Genomic DNA, 18098 nt, shown 5'->3' with positions numbered 1-18098 from the left:
GCGTTCGCCTGAAAATAGAATATCCCACCCAACGCGGGCTACAACGCCCGCGCTACTTTATATGAAACGCATAATCAAGAAAGTTGCCGTGCTGGGCTCGGGCGTGATGGGCTCGCGCATTGCCTGCCACTTTGCCAACATCGGCGTGCCGGTGCTGCTGCTCGACATCGCGCCCAAGGAACTGACGGCCGACGAGGAGAAGAAAGGCCTCAAGCTGGACGCGCCCGCCGTGCGCAACCGCATCGTAAACAGCGCGTTGCAAGCAGCCGTGGTGGCCAACCCTTCGCCCCTGTACCGCAAGAGCGAGGCTAGCCGTATCAAGACCGGCAACTTCGATGATAATCTGAAGGAAATCGCGACCTGCGACTGGGTGATTGAGGTCGTGGTGGAGCGGCTCGACATTAAAAAGAGCTTGTATGAGCGCGTAGAGCAGTTTCGCAAGCAGGGCACGCTCATTACGAGCAACACCTCGGGCATCCCGATTCACTTACTGGCCGAAGGGCGCTCGCAGGATTTCAAGGAGCATTTCGCGGGCACGCACTTCTTCAACCCGCCGCGCTATCTGAAGCTGCTGGAGATTATTCCGACGCCGGAAACCAAGCCGGAAGTGGTTGATTTTCTGCTGCACTACGGCGACTTGTACCTGGGCAAAACGGTGGTGCTAGCCAAGGATACGCCGGGCTTCATTGCCAACCGCGTGGGTGTATTTGCCCTGCTCGACGCGATGCAGACCATGCAGAAGCTGGGCCTGACGGTGGAAGAAACCGATAAGCTAACCGGCCCGGTTATCGGCCACGCGAAGTCGGCCACGCTGCGCACTTCCGACGTGGTGGGCCTGGATACGACCATCAACGTGGCCAACGGGCTAGCCCAGGGCCTGCCCGACGACGAGGCCAAAGACGTGTTCGTACTGCCTGATTTTGTAAAGAAAATGGGCGAGAACAAATGGCTGGGCGACAAGACTGGCCAGGGCTTCTACAAAAAGGTAAAGGGTGAGGGCGGCAAGTCGGAAATTCACGCGCTGGACCTTAATACGCTGGAATATAAGCCTAGCCAGAAGGTAAAGTTTGCCACGCTGGAGCTAACCAAGAGCATTGATAAGCTGGCCGACCGCTTCAAAATATTGGTCACGGGCAAAGACAAGGCGGGCGAGTTTTACCGCCTGAGCTTCGGCAGCTTGTTTGCCTACGTGAGCAACCGCGTGCCCGAAATTGCGGACCAGCTCTACAAGATTGACGACGCGCTGCGCGCTGGCTTCGGCTGGGAGCTGGGGCCGTTTGAAACCTGGGACGCGCTGGGCGTGCAGGCGGGCATCGACCTAGCCAAGGCCGCCGGGCGCACGGTAGCGCCGTGGGTAGAGGAAATGCTAGCCGCTGGCAACCAGACCTTTTACAAGGTGGAGAACGGCGTGCGCAAGTTTTATGCTAAGGAAAGCCAGCAGTATCAGCCGGTGGCGGGCGTGGAGAATTTCATTATTCTCGACAACCTGCGGGCCAGCGGCAAGGTGCTGTGGAAGAACGCGGGTGCCTCGGTTATCGACCTGGGCGACGGGATTTTGAACGTGGAGTTTCACTCCAAGATGAATTCGCTGGGCACCGACGTTATTCAGGGTTTGCTGAAGGGCGTGGAGATGGCCGAAGCTGGTTACCGCGGCCTCGTGGTGGGCAACGACGCGCCGAACTTCTCGGCCGGCGCCAACCTCGGCCTCGTGTATATGCAGGCGCTGGAGCAGGAGTTTGACGAGCTGAATATGATGATTCAGCAGTTTCAGCAGGCCATGATGCGGATGCGCTACAGCAGTATTCCGGTGGTGGGCACGCCGCACGGCCTCACGCTGGGGGGCGGCTGCGAGCTGAACCTGCACTGCGACCGCGTGGTGGCCTCGGCCGAGGCGTACATCGGCCTCGTCGAGTTTGGCGTGGGCTTGATACCCGGCGGCGGCGGCACCAAGGAGATGACCCTGCGCACGGCGGCCAAGTACGAGGAAGGTGAGCCGGAGTTTAACCTGCTGCGCAACACGTACATGACCATCAGCACGGCCAAGGTTTCGACCTCGGCGGCCGAGGCGTTTGACCTGGGTTTCCTGCGCCGGGGCGACGAGATTGTGGTGAACCCGAGCCGCGTGATTGCCCAGGCTAAGGCCGCCGCCATTGAGCTAGCCGATGCCGGCTACTCGCAGCCCAGCCAGAAAACCAACATCAAGGTGCACGGCAAGGGCGCGCTGGCCATGTTCAAAACTGGCGTGTATGCCATGAAAGAGGGCAAGTACATTTCGGAGCACGACCAGAAAATCGCCGATAAGCTAGCCTACGTGATGTGCGGCGGCGACCTCTCCTCTCCTACCGAGGTGAGCGAGCAGTACCTGCTGGATTTGGAGCGCGAGGCGTTCCTCTCACTGTGTGGTGAGCGCAAGACGTTGGAGCGGATTCAGTCGATTCTCACTACTGGCAAGCCGTTGCGTAATTAATTATTTAGCACGGAGTTAAAGGAGACACCAGGAGTTTCACTGAGAAAACTCCGTGCGAAAAATCCCACCCTTAGTATCATGGCTAATACCGCATATATCGTGGCCGGCTACCGCACGGCCGTTGGCAAAGCGCCCCGGGGCGTCTTCCGCTTCACCCGCCCCGACGACCTAGCCGCCGAGGTTATCAAGCACCTCGTGAAGTCGGTGCCCGCCCTCGACCCTAGCCGCGTCGATGACGTCATCGTGGGCAACGCCGTGCCCGAAGCCGAGCAGGGCCTGCAAATGGGCCGCCTCATTTCGCTGCTAGCCCTACCCATCAACGTACCCGGCCTCATCGTGAACCGCTACTGCGGCTCGGGCGTGGAAACCATCGCGATGGCGGTGGGCAAAATAACGGCCGGCATGGCCGAGTGCATCATCGCGGGCGGCACCGAAAGCATGAGTATGGTGCCCACCGTGGGCTGGAAAACCGTGCCCAACTACAAGCTCGCTACCGAGCACCCCGACTACTACATGGGCATGGGCCTCACGGCCGAAGCCGTCGCCAACGACTACAAAATCAGCCGCCAGGACCAGGACGAGTTTTCCTACAATTCGCACCAGAAGGCTATCAAAGCCATCGCCGAGGGCAAGTTTAAGAAAAGCATCGTGCCGATTACGGTAGAGGAAACCTACCTCGACCAGGCCACCGGCAAGAAGAAAAACCGCTCTTACGTAGTAGATACCGACGAGGGGCCGCGCGCCGACACCTCTATCGAAGCCTTGGCCAAGCTGCGCCCCGTATTTTCGGCTACCGGCAGCGTAACGGCCGGTAATTCTTCGCAAACCTCCGATGGCGCGGCCTTCGTGCTCGTGATGAGCGAGCGCATGGTAAAGGAGCTGAACCTGGAGCCCATTGCCCGCATGGTCACCTACGCCACCGAGGGCGTGGACCCGCGCATTATGGGCATGGGGCCGATTGCCGCCGTGCCCAAGGCCTTGCGCCAGGCCGGCATGAAGCTCGACGACCTCGACCTGATTGAGTTGAATGAAGCCTTCGCCTCGCAGTCGCTGGCCGTGGTGCGCGAGCTGGGTATCAATACCGAGAAGCTGAACGTGAACGGCGGCGCCATCGCGCTAGGCCACCCGCTGGGCTGCTCGGGCGCCAAGCTCTCCATTCAACTCTTTGATGAATTGCGCGACCGGGGCCAGAAATACGGCCTAGTGACGGCCTGCGTGGGCGGCGGCCAGGGCGTGGCGGGGATTTATGAGTTGCTGAAATAAGCCTATCGTCGTGGGCTAGCTAGCCAGTTTGGGCCAGGAATTCACGTATAAGCTGCGTGAATTCCTGGCCCAATTTCATTCAAATCTACTTCATAATCAAGTACTTACCATACTGATCTTGCCGAAGTATCCTGCTCGTATTAGTGACTAGCCACCCTAGGCAAGATGCTTCGGCAGGCTCAGCATGACGGACGTTATATTCTGGACTGCTTACGAATCCATTTCCAGCGCATCGGCGTCGATTGCCAGGGCGGCGCCGCGGTCGGGCCGGTGCTGCTTGGCATATTCGGACGGGGCCATGCCGTAAATTTTCTGGAACGTCTTGCGGAAGTATTTTACATTTTCCACGCCGACCTGAAAGGCGATTTCGGTGATGCGCAGCTGGCTGTGGGTGAGCAGCTGGGCAGCCCGCTTCATGCGCACATCGCGAATAAACTCGACGGTAGTTTGGCCGGTAATCTGCTTGATGCGGCGGTAGAGCACCGACTGGCTCATGCACAAGTCGCTGGCTAGCACCTGCACGCCGAAGGCCGGGTCGTCGAGGTGCTGCTCTACGGCGCGCATGGCCTGCTCCAGGAAGGTACGGTCGGCATCGGCGATAACGATTTCAGTGGGTTCGAGCAGCAGCTGGCGCTGGTAGTATTCGCGCAGCTTACTGCGATTGCGCAGCAGGGCGGCGGCTTTGGCTTGCAGCACCTGGGGGTTGAACGGCTTGCTCACGTAGTCGTCGGCGCCGAGGCCGAGGCCCTCTACCTCGTGCAGGGCGGCGGTGCGGGCCGTGAGCAGCAGCACCGGGATGTGGGCCGTTTTGGGGTGCTGCTTGAGCTTGCGGCACAGCTCCAGGCCGTCGCTGCGCGGCATCATCACGTCGGAGATAATGAGGTCGGGCAGTTGGGCCAGGGTTTTTTCCCAGCCTTCGAGGCCATCGGCGGCGGCGGTCACCTCGAAGTCGGCGGCGAATAATTGCTGCAAGTACTGGCTCACCTCGTCGTTGTCCTCCACCACCAGCAGACGGGGCAGGCTAGCCAGGGTCAGTGGCTCGTTGGTAAGGGCTAGCGCAGTGGGGTCGAGGTCGGGCGCGGCTTCAGCCAGGGCGGGCTGGTCAGTTTCGGGCAGCAGGTCGCCGGGCTGCAAGTGCGCATGGCCGAAGGGCAGCCGCAGCCGGAACGTAGTGCCCGTTCCTACTACGCTCTCCACCTGAATAATACCGCGATGGCGCGCAGCGAATTGCCGCACTAGCGAAAGCCCGATGCCGGTACCCGTCATGCGCAGCGTGTCGGTGTGCGAGGCCTGATAGTAGGGGTCGAAGATGTGCGCCAGCTCATTGGCCTGAATACCGACGCCGGTATCGACCACGCTTATTTCTAAGAAATTGCCCGCTAGCTGGTCGTTTTGGAATACGGCCTCGCTGCCGGGGCTACCCACTACCGTGGCCGCTAGGGTAATTTGGCCGCCTTCGGGCGTGTATTTAAAGGCATTGGTTAATAGATTAGTGAGGATGATTTCGAGCTTGCTGCGGTCGAAATACAGCGGCACCGGCTCGGCGGGCACGTCGAGGGTGTAGGTAAGGCGACGCTCCGCGGCTTTTTGCCTGAATACCTCGAACAGCTCCGTCAGGAACTGCACGGCGTTGCCGGCGCTGGCGCGCAGCGGCACATGGCCGGTTTCAACCTTACGGAAGTCGAGCAGCTGATTGACCAGGTCGAGCAGCTTGCGCGTTTGCTTGTGCATGAGTAGCACCTTGTCGCGCAGGCCACTCACGGGGCCGTGGGCGCCGATTATCTCTTCCATCGGCCCCAGGATAAGGGTGAGCGGCGTGCGCAGCTCGTGGCTCACGTTGGTGAAGAAGCCTAGCTTGAGGTTGGTCAATTCCTTCTCCTTTTCGGTTTGGAATTGCTCCAGCACGAGCTTATTTTTTAGCTCTTGTTGGGCCATCTCGAAGTGTCGGTACAGGGCTCCCGCGCCCACCAGGGCGGCGGCGTAGAGTAGGTAGGCCCACCAGGTTTTATACCACGGCGCCAGCACCTCAAAGTTCATGGTGGCCGGCGCCTTGGCCCACACGCCTTCGCCGTTGTCGGCTTTTACTTGCAAGGTGTAGCGGCCGGGCGGCAGGTTGGTGAAGCTAGCCGTGCGCTGGCCGGGACCGGGATATATCCATTCGTCGTTATAGCCCAGCAGGCGGTAGGCGTAGCGGTCCTTCTGCGGATTGGTATAATTAAGCGCTACGAAATCAACCGAAAAGTCGTTTTCCGAAGGCCTAATCGTAACCGTCTGGGGCTGCGACAACGGCCCCGTCAGCACCAGGCGGCCATTGAAAGGCCGCCCCACGGCCACCGGCTGGTTGGCAATGCGCAGCCCCGTGAGCTGCACTACCGGCGGATAAGGATTGACCTGGATAGCAGCCGGCTGAAAATACGTAATGCCGTTGACGCCCCCAAAATAGAGCGTGCCATCGGCCCCCCTAGCCGCCGACCCAATCTTGAACGAGTTGCTTTGCAGGCCGTCGGCCACATCGTAGCGCAGGTAGCGGCGGGTGGCGGGCGTGAAGCGGTAGAGGCCCGTGCCGCCCACCCAGATATTGCCCGCATCGTCGGGCAGCAGGCTTTCCACGTCGGTTTCGGGCAGCGCCTGGCTGAAGGACCGCACCGCATCGTGGCCTTGGGCATCGGTGGTAAGCTGGTGCAGCCCGCCGCCAATGGTTCCTATCCACAGGGCGCCCTGCTCGCCCAGCAGCAGCGGCCACACATAGTTGACGCGCAGGCTATTGGGCAGGCCGGGCGCGTACTTGAACTGCGCCAGCAGCTGCAGCGAGTCGGCGGTGGGCCGCAATTTGAGTAGGCCCGCGTCGCGGGTGCTGGCCCACAGCACGTTGCGCGGGGCGTCGTAGAGCAGGTACGTAAACTGGTCGGTGGGCAGGTGGGCCGTGGCCCGGTCGTAGTGGCCTAGCAGGCGCTGGCCATCGGCGCTGAAGCGCAGCAGGCCCTTCGAGAAGGTGGCTATCCACAAGGTACCCTGGCCGTCCTGGGCCAGGTGCTCGAGGCTGGTGCTGCTGAGGTCGAAGCCGCCGGGTAGTTGGCGGTAAGTCGTGAATTTCTCTTGCCCGCCCGGCCGCCGCAGGGCTAGCAGGCCGTGGTCGCGGGTGCCAAACCAGAGTGTGCCGTCGGCCGCATGAAAGATGGTGGCCGCATCGATGCCGCGCACGGTATCGGCCGGCTGGCTGAAATACGTGCGGTAGTTGTGCCGGGTCAGGTCGTAGGCCGATACGCCGTTGCGGGTGCCAAACCACAGCGTATGGGTGGCTTCTTCCTTATAAATGGCGTTGACGTAGTTATTGGCATTGTTGAGCGCCGCCTGCCCCGTGAGCTGGTGGCGCAGGCGGCCGAAGGCCCGCTGGCGTAGGTCTACCTTATTCAGGCCGCCCGAGGATGCCCCTAGCCACATTACCTGGTGGCCATCCTCGAAGAGCTGGTGCACGCGCTCCGAGTTAATGCTGTGGGGCTGGCCGTCGCGGGGCAAAAACCGGGTGGGCGTGGGTTGCAGCGGCGGCGCGGCAGCCGTCACGGCCCCGGCCTCCCACACGTACAGCCCCTGCAGCGTACCCGCCCAAAGCCGCCCAAACGAGTCGAGGCGCAGCGCCTGAATACGCGAGTAACGGTGCGGCAGCGCGTAGGGCACCAGCGCCTGCCGGGTGCGGCGGCTGGCGGCCGATACCCAAAATAGCGTGCGCTCGGCGCCCACCCACAGGTCGCCCCGGCGGTCGAGGTGCAGCGCGCTCACGCGGTTGCCGGCCAGCACCGTGGGCAGCACCGGCCAGCCGGGTTCGTTGGCGCGCAGCACCAGTAGCCCGGCCTCCAGCGCGCCCACCCACAGGTTGCCCTCTGCATCGTAGGCCAGGCCCGAAATGCGGGCTAGCGACGGCCGGCCGGGAACGGTGGCCGGTAGCTGATGCAGAGCCAGCAGCTGCCCGCTAGCATCGAAGCGCAGCACAAACAGGCCGTCGCGAGCAGTGCCCACCCACAGGCGGTGCTGGCCGTCGGCCGAGAGAGCAGTCACGTCGCTCTTAGCCAGCTGGTCGGCCGTCGCACGGTAGGCGGCGGGCAGCGCCTGGCCATCGAGGCGGGCAAAGGCGTCGTGGGCAGCGTCGTAGAAACTCAGGCCCGAGCCCTCGGCGCCCACCCACAAGCGCTGGTCGGGGGCCAGCAGCAGCGCCGTAATGCGGTTGCTCGATAAGCCATTGCGCGGGTTCACGGGCAGCAGGTACTGCTTGAGCGCATAGCCGTCGTAGCGGTTTAGGCCCCGGTTAGTCCCAATCCAGATGAAGCCAGCGTGGTCCTGGGCCACAGCCATGGCATCGCTGTGGGAGAGGCCTTCATCGACGGAGATGTGCTCAAACCGAAACTCGCCGGGCGCGGCATCCTGGGCCCAGGCGGCGGGGGCTAACAGAGCTGCCCATACCAGCACAACCCACGGCCACGCCCCCCCAAAACCTGTTAGTCGCTGCACGGAAAAAAGCGCTAAATGCCGCCCGAAGTAGCGGCAACCATTTACTAAAGCTAAGTTAAAAACCAGCCAGCCAGCAAGGAGCCTTACTGCCCGGCAAGAAGACCAGCGAAGATTTGAGGGCGCTTTTTGACGAGAAAATACCCTCTTGCACGCACTGAAGCCTTCTACTTTTGTCTTGCTAAACAAGCAGTTGCTTACTGCGCTTCAGCGCCGCGGCGACCAGCCCGGCCACAGGCAATCACTCGGCCTAGCCCTTCCCACCCCTCCCCTTCTCATGCCCAAAATCCATTACTCTCGGCACCTGCCTCACCTGCTGGCCGCGGCCGGCCTCGTGGGTGGCCTGGCTGGTTTCACCGCTCCCGAGCCGCCCGCCAAAGCTAAATCCAAGCCGGCACCCCGCCACGCCCCGGCCCCGGCGCACACGTTCGCGCTGGGTCCCAACCAGTTTTTACTCGATGGCCAGCCTTTGCAGCTGATATCGGGCGAGCTGCACTACCCCCGCATTCCGCGCGAGGCGTGGCGCAGTCGCCTCAAGATGGCCAAGGCCATGGGCCTGAATACCATCGGTACCTACGTATTCTGGAACGTGCACGAGCCCCAGCCGGGCCACTACGACTTCACGGGCAACAACGACGTGGCCGCTTTCGTGAAGATGGCCCAGGAAGAAGGTCTCTGGGTGATTTTGCGCCCCAGCCCCTACGTGTGCGCCGAGTGGGAATTTGGCGGCTACCCCTACTGGCTCCAGAATGTGCCCGGCCTGAAGGTGCGCAGCCAGGAGCCGCAGTACATCGCCGCCTACACCCGCTACCTGCAGGCCGTGGGCAAGCAGCTGGCCCCGCTGCAAGTCAACCACGGCGGGCCGGTGCTGATGGTGCAGGTCGAGAACGAATACGGCTCGTATGGCGCTGATAAACAGTACTTGGCCCAGAACAAGCAGCTGTTCATCAACGCGGGCTTCGACGGCCTACTCTACACCTGCGACCCGGTGGCCGACGTGGCCAAAGGCCACCTCGATGGCCTGCTGCCCGCCGTGAACGGCACCGACAAGCCTAACCAGGTTCGCCAGCTCGTGAACACCAACCACGGCGGCAAAGGGCCCTACTACGTGGCCGAGTGGTACCCGGCGTGGTTTGACTGGTGGGGCGCCCCCCACCACACGGTGCCCGCCGCCCGCTACACGCCAGGCCTCGACTCGGTGCTGCGCGCCGGCATGAGCATCAACATGTACATGTTTCACGGCGGCACCACGCGCGGCTTTCTGAATGGGGCTAATTTCAAGGGCGATACTTCGCACTACGAGCCCCAGGTGAGTAGCTACGACTACGACGCGCCCCTCGACGAGGCCGGCAACCCGACGGCTAAATTCCGGGCCTTCCGCGAGGTCATTGCTAAATACCGGCCCGCCGGTGCCCCGGCCCTACCCGCCGTGCCCGCCGCCAAGCCCAGCGTGGCCCTGCCCGCCGTGCAGCTCACGCAAAGCGCCAGCCTGCTGGCCCAGCTGCCCAAGCCAGTGGCTAGCCAGAAGCCACTCACGTTTGAAAACCTCAAGCAGGCCTACGGCTTCGTGCTCTACCGCACTACCGTGGCCGGTGGCAAAACCCAGACCCTGAAGCTGCGCGACCTGCGAGACTACGCCGTAGTCATGGTCAATGGCCAGCGCGTGGGCACCCTCGACCGGCGCGAGCGCCAAGACAGCCTGCTCGTGAAACTACCCGCCGGCCCGGTGCAGCTCGATATTCTGGTCGAAAACCTGGGCCGCGTCAACTTCGGCGAATACCTGCTGCAAAACACCAAGGGCATTACCAAGCGCGTGACCTTGGGCGGCAAGGAGCTCACCGGCTGGCAGCAGTTTGGCCTGCCTTTCGACCGGGCTCCTACCCTAGCCGGCGCCAACGCCAAGAACTTGGTGGCCAGCAGCGGCCCGGCTTTGCGCACGGCCACCTTCACCGTGGCTAGCCCCACCGACACCTATATCGACCTGCGCCAGTGGGGCAAGGGCGTGGTGTGGGTGAACGGCCACAACCTGGGCCGCTACTGGGCCATCGGCCCGCAGCAAACACTGTACGTACCGGCCGAATGGCTCAAGCAAGGCCAGAATACCATCACCGTTTTGGAGCTGCTGAAGCCTCAGCAAAGCACCCTCTCCTTCCTCGACCATTCCATCCTGAGTGAGTTGCGCCCCGGCGGCACGCTGCAACCCTAGAGTTGTTAGGCATTTTACAGCAAGTAGTTAATGCACAAAGCTATACGCAGCTGCATTTTTGTCGAGATTTTAATAAAAGTGGGGTTAACGACAGGTTTTGGCCCCCTTTTCGCCCGAAAAGGGGGCCCTTTAGCTTAGGGGTAGGCAGTAATTTTACACCACTTCCGAATAGCCTGGCGGCGGCTATTTGAGGCTAGCCCCGGGGGCTGGCTCCTTGTCCTGATTTCACTTTCCCCACCCAGGCAGGCTTCGGCTTGCCGCATAATTTCCTTGCTTATGCAAGCAAAATCTATCCTCCTTTGTGGGGCCTTGCTGCCGCTTGCGGTGGCCGCTGCTCCTGCCAACGCCGGCGCCGCCCACGTGGCCAAGCCTGCTCCTGCCCGGCGCTCGGCCGTGGCCGACACGCCCATTACGGGTACCGTGCTCGACGAGAAGGGCGCGGGCCTGCCCGGCGTCACGGTCGTGCTGAAAGGCACCTCTATTGGCGCGACGACCGATGGCGACGGCCGCTTTACCCTCCGCATTCCGACGGGTACCACGGGCGCGACACTCGTTGTTTCGTCGGTGGGCTACAACCGCCAGGAGGTGGCAGTGGGCGACCGCACCACCGTAACCGTCAACCTCACCGTGGCCGCGCAGGCCCTCGACGAAGCCGTGGTTATCGGCTACGGCTCGCAGGAAAAGCGCACCGTAACCAACGCCGTAACTACGGTGCAGGGTGCGGAGCTAGCCAAGCTGACGGTAGCTGACGTGGGCTCGGCCCTGCAAGGCAAGGCGGCCGGCGTAACGGTAGTGGGCGCGGGCTCGGAGCCGGGCACCACGCCCCAGATTCTCATTCGCGGCATCTCGACCATCAACGGCAACAGCCCGCTCTACGTGGTCGACGGCCTGCCGGTGAACGACATCAACTACCTCAACCCGAAAGATGTAGCTACCCTAACGGTGCTGAAAGACGCGGCTTCGGCGGCCATCTACGGCTCGCGGGCGGCCAATGGCGTGGTACTGATTACGACCAAGGCCGGCACGGTGAGCGCGCCCGTTATCACGGTCGATGCTACGTATGGGGTGTCGAACCCCACGCGGGTGCCTAGCATGGCCTCGGCCAGCGAGTACGCCCGCATTATGAACACCGCAGCGGCCAACTCGGGCCAGCCGGCCGTGTACGCCAACCCCGACCAGTACACCCAAACCACCAACTGGTGGGACCAGATTAAGCAGCGCGGCATTACGCAGAACTACTCGCTAGGCCTCTCGGGTGGCAGCGACAAGGTACTGTACTCCACGGGTCTGAGCTACTTTAAGGAGCGCGGCCTGGTGCGCGGCTCGGACTTCGACCGCCTCGTGCTGCGCGTGAAAAGCCAGTACCAGGCTACCAAGCACCTCAAGGTGGGCCAGGACCTGAACCTGTCGATGACCAACCAGAACTACCTCAGCAGCGGGAGTTTGTTCCGGGATGCCTTCAACGACGACCCCATTACCTCGCCCCGCGTGAACAACAATACGGGCAACCCCTACGACAACTACGGCGCCTCGCCCACCGACATCGGCAACCCGCTAGCCTTTGTGGAGCGCAACGACGACAAGCGCAATCAGTATTTCCTGGTGGGCACCGTGTACGCCAACTATGAGTTTATCCCCGGCCTGGTGGCCGAAACGCGCTTCGGCACGAACACCAATTTCTACGAGCGCAACGCCTTCTCGCCCTTCTACACCATCGACGCCAACGAGCGCAACCAAGTGAACACGGTGACAACCGAGCACAACATCAACCTCTACTGGAACAACACCAACACGCTGACTTATAATAAGTCGCTCGGCAACCACAACTTCACGGCGCTGGCGGCGGCCACGTTCGAGAAGTTCAGCAACCGGCCGCTGTCGGGCTCGGGGCAGTCCATCCCCAGCAACGACCCTAGCCTGCGCTACCCCGACGCGGCCACGGCGGCCTTCAACGCCACCGGCCGCACCTACGAAAACACCATTGCCTCGCTTATCGGGCGCGTGACCTACGACTACAAGGGCCGCTACCTGCTGTCGGCCAGCGTGCGCCGCGACGGCGCTTCGGTGTTCCCGACCAACAACCGCTACGGCACTTTCCCGTCGCTGTCGGTAGGCTGGCTCATCACCGACGAGAATTTCATGAAGTCGTTCGAGACCCTGAACTTCCTGAAGCTGCGCGCCAGCTGGGGCCGCGTGGGCAACCAGAACATCAGCAGCCTCACCAACGCCGCCTACACCGGCACGTTCTCGAAAACCTACTACGTGACCGGCGACGACCGCGCGGCCCAAGTGGCCGTTATTCAGAGCAACGTGCCGAACCCCAACGTGAAGTGGGAAACGGTGGAAGACTACGACCTGGGCCTGGACTTCGGCTTTTTCCAGAATAAGCTGACGGCCACCTTCGACGTGTTTCGGCGCAATACCACCGACATGCTCATGTTCCAGGCCATTCCGGCGCACGCTGGCTACGGCTACAACAGCCCGGTGACCAACATCGGCAGCATGAAAACCAACGGCCTCGACTTCACGGTGGGCTACGCCGAAAGCAAGGGCGATTTCACCTACGGCCTGAGCGTGAACGCGACCCGCGCCATCAGCCGCATCGGTACCCTAGCCAACGGCCAGGCGCTGTACTCGGGCAATACGCCCATCTTCGGCCGGCCTTCCAAGACGGAAGAAGGCGGCTACGTGGGCGCCTTCTACGGCTACCAGACCCAGGGTATTTTCCAGACCCAGGCCGATATTGACGCCTACAAGTCGGCGGCCGGCGCGCTTATCCAGCCTAACGCCAAGCCCGGCGACTTCAAGTTTGCCGACCTCAACGGCGACGGCGTAATTGACGCCAAGGACCAGCAGTACATCGGCAACCCCACGCCCAAAATGACCTTCGGCGTGAACCTGAACCTGGGCTACAAGGGCTTTGACCTGCAAGCCTCGCTGGTGGGCAGCCTCGGCAACGACGTGGTGAACGCCAATAAGGGCTGGTGGTACTCGGGCAGCTACAATTACAACAAAATCGCGGGCCTCGAAGACATCGCCTGGCACGGCGCCGGCACCTCCAACACGGTGCCCCGCATCACGGCCCAGGACAACAACCAGAACCTGACGCGCTTCTCCAACTTCTATGTGGAAGACGGCTCCTACGCCCGGGTGCGCAACCTGCAAGTGGGTTACACCTTCCGCAAGGAGATGGTGAGCGCCCTGCACATGGCTAGCCTGCGCCTCTACGTGAGCGGCCAGAACCTATTCACTTTCACCAAATACAGCGGCGTGGACCCCGAAATCGGCTACGGCCGCTCATATACCGATGGCTCGTCGGCCCTCAACCGGGGCGTGGACCTGGGCAACTACCCCACCATGCGCACCTACCTGGTGGGCGCCAACATTGCCTTCTAACCCTTCCCACCCGTCCTTATCATGAAAACGTTTCCCCGCATTTTTACCCTGGCGCTGGGCCTGAGCTTGAGCCTGGGCGTGCAGTCGTGCAAAACCTTCCTCGACATCTCGCCCCAGGGCCAGCAAACAACCGATAACTACTACACCACCGCCGACGAGTGCAAGGCGGCCGTGATGGGCTGCTACGCCCTAGCCGACCAGGATGGCTGGTGGAAAATCGACCGCACCCGCATGTTTGGCGACGCCGGCTCGGACGATGCCTGGAAGGGCAACGCCATTGCCGGCGACCAGCGCGAGTTTGGCGACTTCGCCCGCTTCTTCTGGCTGCCAAATAACGAGTGGTTTGACAACCGCTACACCCACATCTACCAATCTATCGGCAACTGCAACGCCGCGCTGGTGGGCATCGCCAAGGCGCCCATCGACCCTTCCTTGCAGCAGCAATTGATTGGCGAGGTGAAGTTTATCCGGGCCTACAACTACTTCGAGCTGGTGAAAGGCTTCGGCGGCGTGCCGCTGGTGCTCACGCCGGTGTCGCCGAGCGAGTCGCTGACCATCAAGCGCGCTTCGGCGGCCGAGTGCTACGCTCAGATTATCAAGGATTTTCAGGACGCCGCCGCCGTACTGCCCGAGAAAAGCGCCCGCGCCAGCGCCGACAAGGGCCGCGCCACCAAAGGCGCCGCCAACGCCTACCTAGCCAAGGCCTACCTCTTTACCGAGCAGTGGGCGCTGGCCCAGACGGCCGCCGAAACGGTTATCAACTCGGGCCAGTACAGCCTGGGCGACTTCAGCAACGTGTGGAGCGTGAACAACCCCAACGGCGTCGAGTCGATTTTTGAGCTCAACTACAACGCCAACCAGACCTTCGGCCTCGGCACCGCCCTCACGGTGGTGATGCGCAGCCGCGCCGACGGCGGCTGGGGCTTCAACACCCCGAGCAGCAACCTGGAGCAGGCTTTCGGCACCGACCCGCGCCGCCAGTGGACCATCATCAAGCAGGGCGACAACGTGGGGCCCAAAACGGCCAGCTTCGACTACTCGAACTACGACACCAAGCCGGCGGAAAATGAGTCGGGTCGCATCAGCCGCAAGATGTTTTTGCAGCTGGCCGACCGCCCGGCCAACGAGCTTGACCATTCGCCCCTCAACCGCATCGAGCTGCGCTACGCCGACCTGCTGCTGATGCACGCCGAGGCCTCCAATAAGCTCGGTCAGGATGCCAAAGCCCTGACCTCGCTGAACCTGGTGCGCGCCCGCGCCAACCGCCTGAGCCCCGGCACAGTACTGCCCCGCGCCTCGGCCGGCACGCAGCTGCTGAACGACATCTGGCTGGAGCGCCGCCTGGAGCTGGCCATGGAAGGCCACCGCTACTACGACCTCGTGCGCCAGAAGCGCCTGGTAGAGGTCATGAAGGCCTTCAATGCCTCGCAGCTTACCAGTACCGACCCCTACGACAAGGGCAAGGTGAAGGACCAGATTTCGGCGACCAATAACCTGTTTCCGATTCCGACGCCCCAGATTCAGCTTTCGGGCGGCACGGTTACCCAAAACCCTGGCTACTAATCCCGAAGCCTTCCATCCGTAGTCTTTTTCTGACAAGCCCCGCCTGTTTGCCTGCCCGCAGGTAGCCGGGCGGGGCTTTTCGAATACCGCTTTGCTTATGAGACAGTTAACACAAGTCGTCATTGGCTGGGCGCTGAGCGCGGCGCTGCTGGCGGTTAGCCCGGCCCGTAGCCAGTCGGCGCCGGCCGTGGTCACGGTGCGCATCGACGCCACCAAAACCTACCAGACCATCGCCAACTTCGCCGCCTCCGATGCCTGGGCCGGCCAGTTTGTGGGCAATTGGCCAGCTGCCAAGAAAGAAGCCATTGCCGACCTGCTCTTCAGCACCGAGGCTAGGCTCAGCGGCCAGCCCAAGGGCATCGGCCTTTCGCTGTGGCGCGTGAACCTGGGTGCGGGCAGCGCCGAGCAGGGCGAGGCAAGCGGCATCAAGGACGAGTGGCGGCGAGCTGAGTCGTTTCTGACGCCTGCCGGCACCTACGACTGGAACCGGCTGGCCGGCCAGCGCTGGTTGATGGAGGCGGCCCGCCAGCGCGGCGTGACGCAGTTTCTGGGTTTCTTGAATAGCCCGCCCGTTTCGCTGACCCGCAACGGCAAGGCCTACGCCACCGCCAAGCAGCCCAACCTGGCCCCGGAGAAATTTGCGGCCCTAGCCGACTACTGCGCCCGCGTACTCGAAGGCGTGCGCCAAAAAACCGGCATCACCTTCGCCTACCTCAGCCCCGTGAATGAGCCGCAGTGGGACTGGAGCGACGGCGGCCAGGAAGGCACGCCTTTTCAGAACGAGGATATTACGAGCATCAGCAAAGCGCTCAGCACCAGCCTGGTAAAAGCCAAGCTATCCACCCAGCTTCTGGTCGCCGAGGCCGGCAAGCTCGACTATCTATTCATTACTGCCGACAAGCCGGGCCGCGGCGACCAGATAGCCGCCTTCTTCGGCGACAAGGCCGCGCCGACCTACCTGGGCGGCACGCCCCGCGTGGCACCTATTATGGCGGGGCATAGCTACTTCACCACCTCGCCCCAGGCGCAGGCCGTGGCCACGCGCCAGCAGCTGGCAGCTAGGATGGCGAGCGTGCCCAAGCTTAATTTTTGGCAGTCGGAATACTGCATACTGGGCGACAACGCGGGCGAAATCAACGGCGGTCCGCGCGACCTGGGCATGGCCCCGGCCCTGTACCTGGCCCGCGTCATCCATACCGACCTGGCCGTGGCCAACGCCGCCGCCTGGCAGTGGTGGCTAGCCATCTCGCCCTACGACTACAAAGACGGCCTGGTGTACATCGACAAAAACAAGACCGATGGCAACTTCTACCCCAGCAAAATGCTGTGGGCGCTCGGCAACTACAGCCGCTTTGTGCGCCCCGGCGCGGTGCGCGTAGCCGCGCAGCTCGATGGCGCACCGGCTAGCCCCGGCGCGCCGCTGGTGTCGGCCTACCGCAGCGCCAATGGCCGGCAGCTCATCACGGTAGTCGTGAACGATGCCGACGCGGCCACCGACCTACGCCTGGCCCTGGCCGGCCGCCGGCTGGGGGCTAGCCAGCCCTTCACCACCTCGGCTACCGGTGACTTGCAGCCCGGCCCGGCGGTGCCGGCCGGCGCGGTGCTGCACGTGGGGCCGCGCTCCATCACCACGCTGGTGAGCGAGCTGCGCTAGCCCTCCTTTTCCACTCCTATTTTCCTTTCCCACCTATGCGCTTCACGCACCGCTTTTTGTTGATTTTGGCGGGCGGCCTGCTGCTGGGCAGCCAGCCCGCGCTGGCCCAGCAAATGCCCCTACCCCCTAGCCGTAAGAATGTGCCGCTCGATTCTATTCGGCTGAGCGACCCGTTTATTCTGGCCGACCAACGCACGCACACCTACTATATGACGGGCACCGGCGGGCTGCTCTGGCAGAGCAAAGACCTGAAGCGCTGGGATGGCCCTAGCCAGGTAGCCCAGCCCGACCCCGCCTCCTGGATGGGCCCGGCGCCCCAGATTTGGGCCGCCGAAATTCACCCCTATAAGGGCAAATACTATTATTTCGCCACCTTCACCAACAGCGCCCTCAAGATTGACGCCGCCAAGGGCAGTCCGCTGGAGCGACGGGCCGTGCACGTGCTGGTGAGCGACCAGGCCGCCGGCCCCTACCGGCCCATGCGCGACGAAACGTACCTGCCGGCCACTAAATCGACGCTCGACGGCACATTTTGGGTCGAAACCCAGAAGCCTTACCTGCTCTACTGCCACGAGTGGGTACAAAACCAGAATGGCACGGTAGAGAAAATCGCCCTCAAGCCCGACCTGAGCGGCACCACCGGCCCTAGCCAAATTCTGTTTCGGGCCAGTGACTCGCCCTGGAGCCGCGAAAACCCGCGCACCGGCCCCGCCCGCCCCAATAAGGTGACCGACGGCCCCTGGGTGTTTCGCACCAAAACCGGGAAGCTCGGCATGCTCTGGACCAGCTGGATTTACGACGTGTACACCCAGGGCGTGGCCTACTCGACCAGCGGCACCCTAGCCGGCCCCTGGACGCAGGAGCCCACCCCCATCACGCCGCCCAACTACGGCCACGGCATGCTATTCCGCACCTTCGAAGGCCAGGACCTGCTGGTGCTGCACAGCCACCAGGACATTAAAGGCAATTACCACCGCGTGCCGCACTTGTTCGCAGTCGACTTGTCGGGCAATAAGCTGGTGCTGGGCAAACCTTATCAGCCTTAATCC

The 18098-nt window shown here is 62.6% G+C and carries 8 protein-coding genes; 7 read left to right on the top strand and 1 reads right to left on the bottom strand.

The features are described 5' to 3' along the window. Positions 1-61: 61 nt before the first annotated feature. The gene (locus GKZ68_RS01185) at positions 62-2467 is read left to right on the top strand and encodes a 3-hydroxyacyl-CoA dehydrogenase/enoyl-CoA hydratase family protein (protein ID WP_173109955.1); all 2406 of its coding nucleotides are present in this window, start codon (positions 62-64) and stop codon (positions 2465-2467) included. A gap of 78 nt (positions 2468-2545) precedes the next feature. Then, positions 2546-3730, top strand: a complete 1185-nt coding sequence (locus GKZ68_RS01180; RefSeq protein ID WP_173109953.1) for an acetyl-CoA C-acyltransferase — start codon at positions 2546-2548, stop codon at positions 3728-3730. Positions 3731-3940: 210 nt separating this feature from the next. Here the strand turns inward: GKZ68_RS01180 and GKZ68_RS01175 are convergent, their stop codons facing one another. After that, the gene (locus GKZ68_RS01175) at positions 3941-8233 is read right to left on the bottom strand and encodes a response regulator (protein ID WP_254244113.1); all 4293 of its coding nucleotides are present in this window, start codon (positions 8231-8233) and stop codon (positions 3941-3943) included. 274 nt (positions 8234-8507) lie between these two features. On the opposite strand from GKZ68_RS01175, the gene GKZ68_RS01170 reads away from it, so the two are divergent. From GKZ68_RS01170 to GKZ68_RS01150, 5 genes are all read left to right on the top strand, one after another. Beyond that, positions 8508-10436, top strand: coding sequence for a glycoside hydrolase family 35 protein (locus GKZ68_RS01170; RefSeq protein WP_173109950.1), 1929 nt, complete (start codon positions 8508-8510; stop codon positions 10434-10436). 276 nt (positions 10437-10712) lie between these two features. Beyond that, positions 10713-13832, top strand: a complete 3120-nt coding sequence (locus GKZ68_RS01165; RefSeq protein WP_173109948.1) for a TonB-dependent receptor — start codon at positions 10713-10715, stop codon at positions 13830-13832. Between the two features lie 21 nt (positions 13833-13853). Beyond that, positions 13854-15395: a RagB/SusD family nutrient uptake outer membrane protein gene (locus tag GKZ68_RS01160; protein WP_173109946.1), complete on the top strand. Its 1542-nt coding sequence runs from the start codon at positions 13854-13856 to the stop codon at positions 15393-15395. A gap of 97 nt (positions 15396-15492) precedes the next feature. Beyond that, positions 15493-17049: a glycoside hydrolase gene (locus tag GKZ68_RS01155; RefSeq protein ID WP_173109944.1), complete on the top strand. Its 1557-nt coding sequence runs from the start codon at positions 15493-15495 to the stop codon at positions 17047-17049. Between the two features lie 35 nt (positions 17050-17084). Then, the gene (locus tag GKZ68_RS01150; protein ID WP_217275293.1) at positions 17085-18095 is read left to right on the top strand and encodes a glycoside hydrolase family 43 protein; all 1011 of its coding nucleotides are present in this window, start codon (positions 17085-17087) and stop codon (positions 18093-18095) included. Positions 18096-18098 lie beyond the last annotated feature (3 nt).

The organism is Hymenobacter sp. BRD128, from assembly GCF_013256625.1.
GTDB lineage: Bacteria > Bacteroidota > Bacteroidia > Cytophagales > Hymenobacteraceae > Hymenobacter.
The sequence above is the reverse complement of the archived record's forward strand: the minus strand, read 5'-3'. Positions and strand labels throughout refer to the sequence as shown.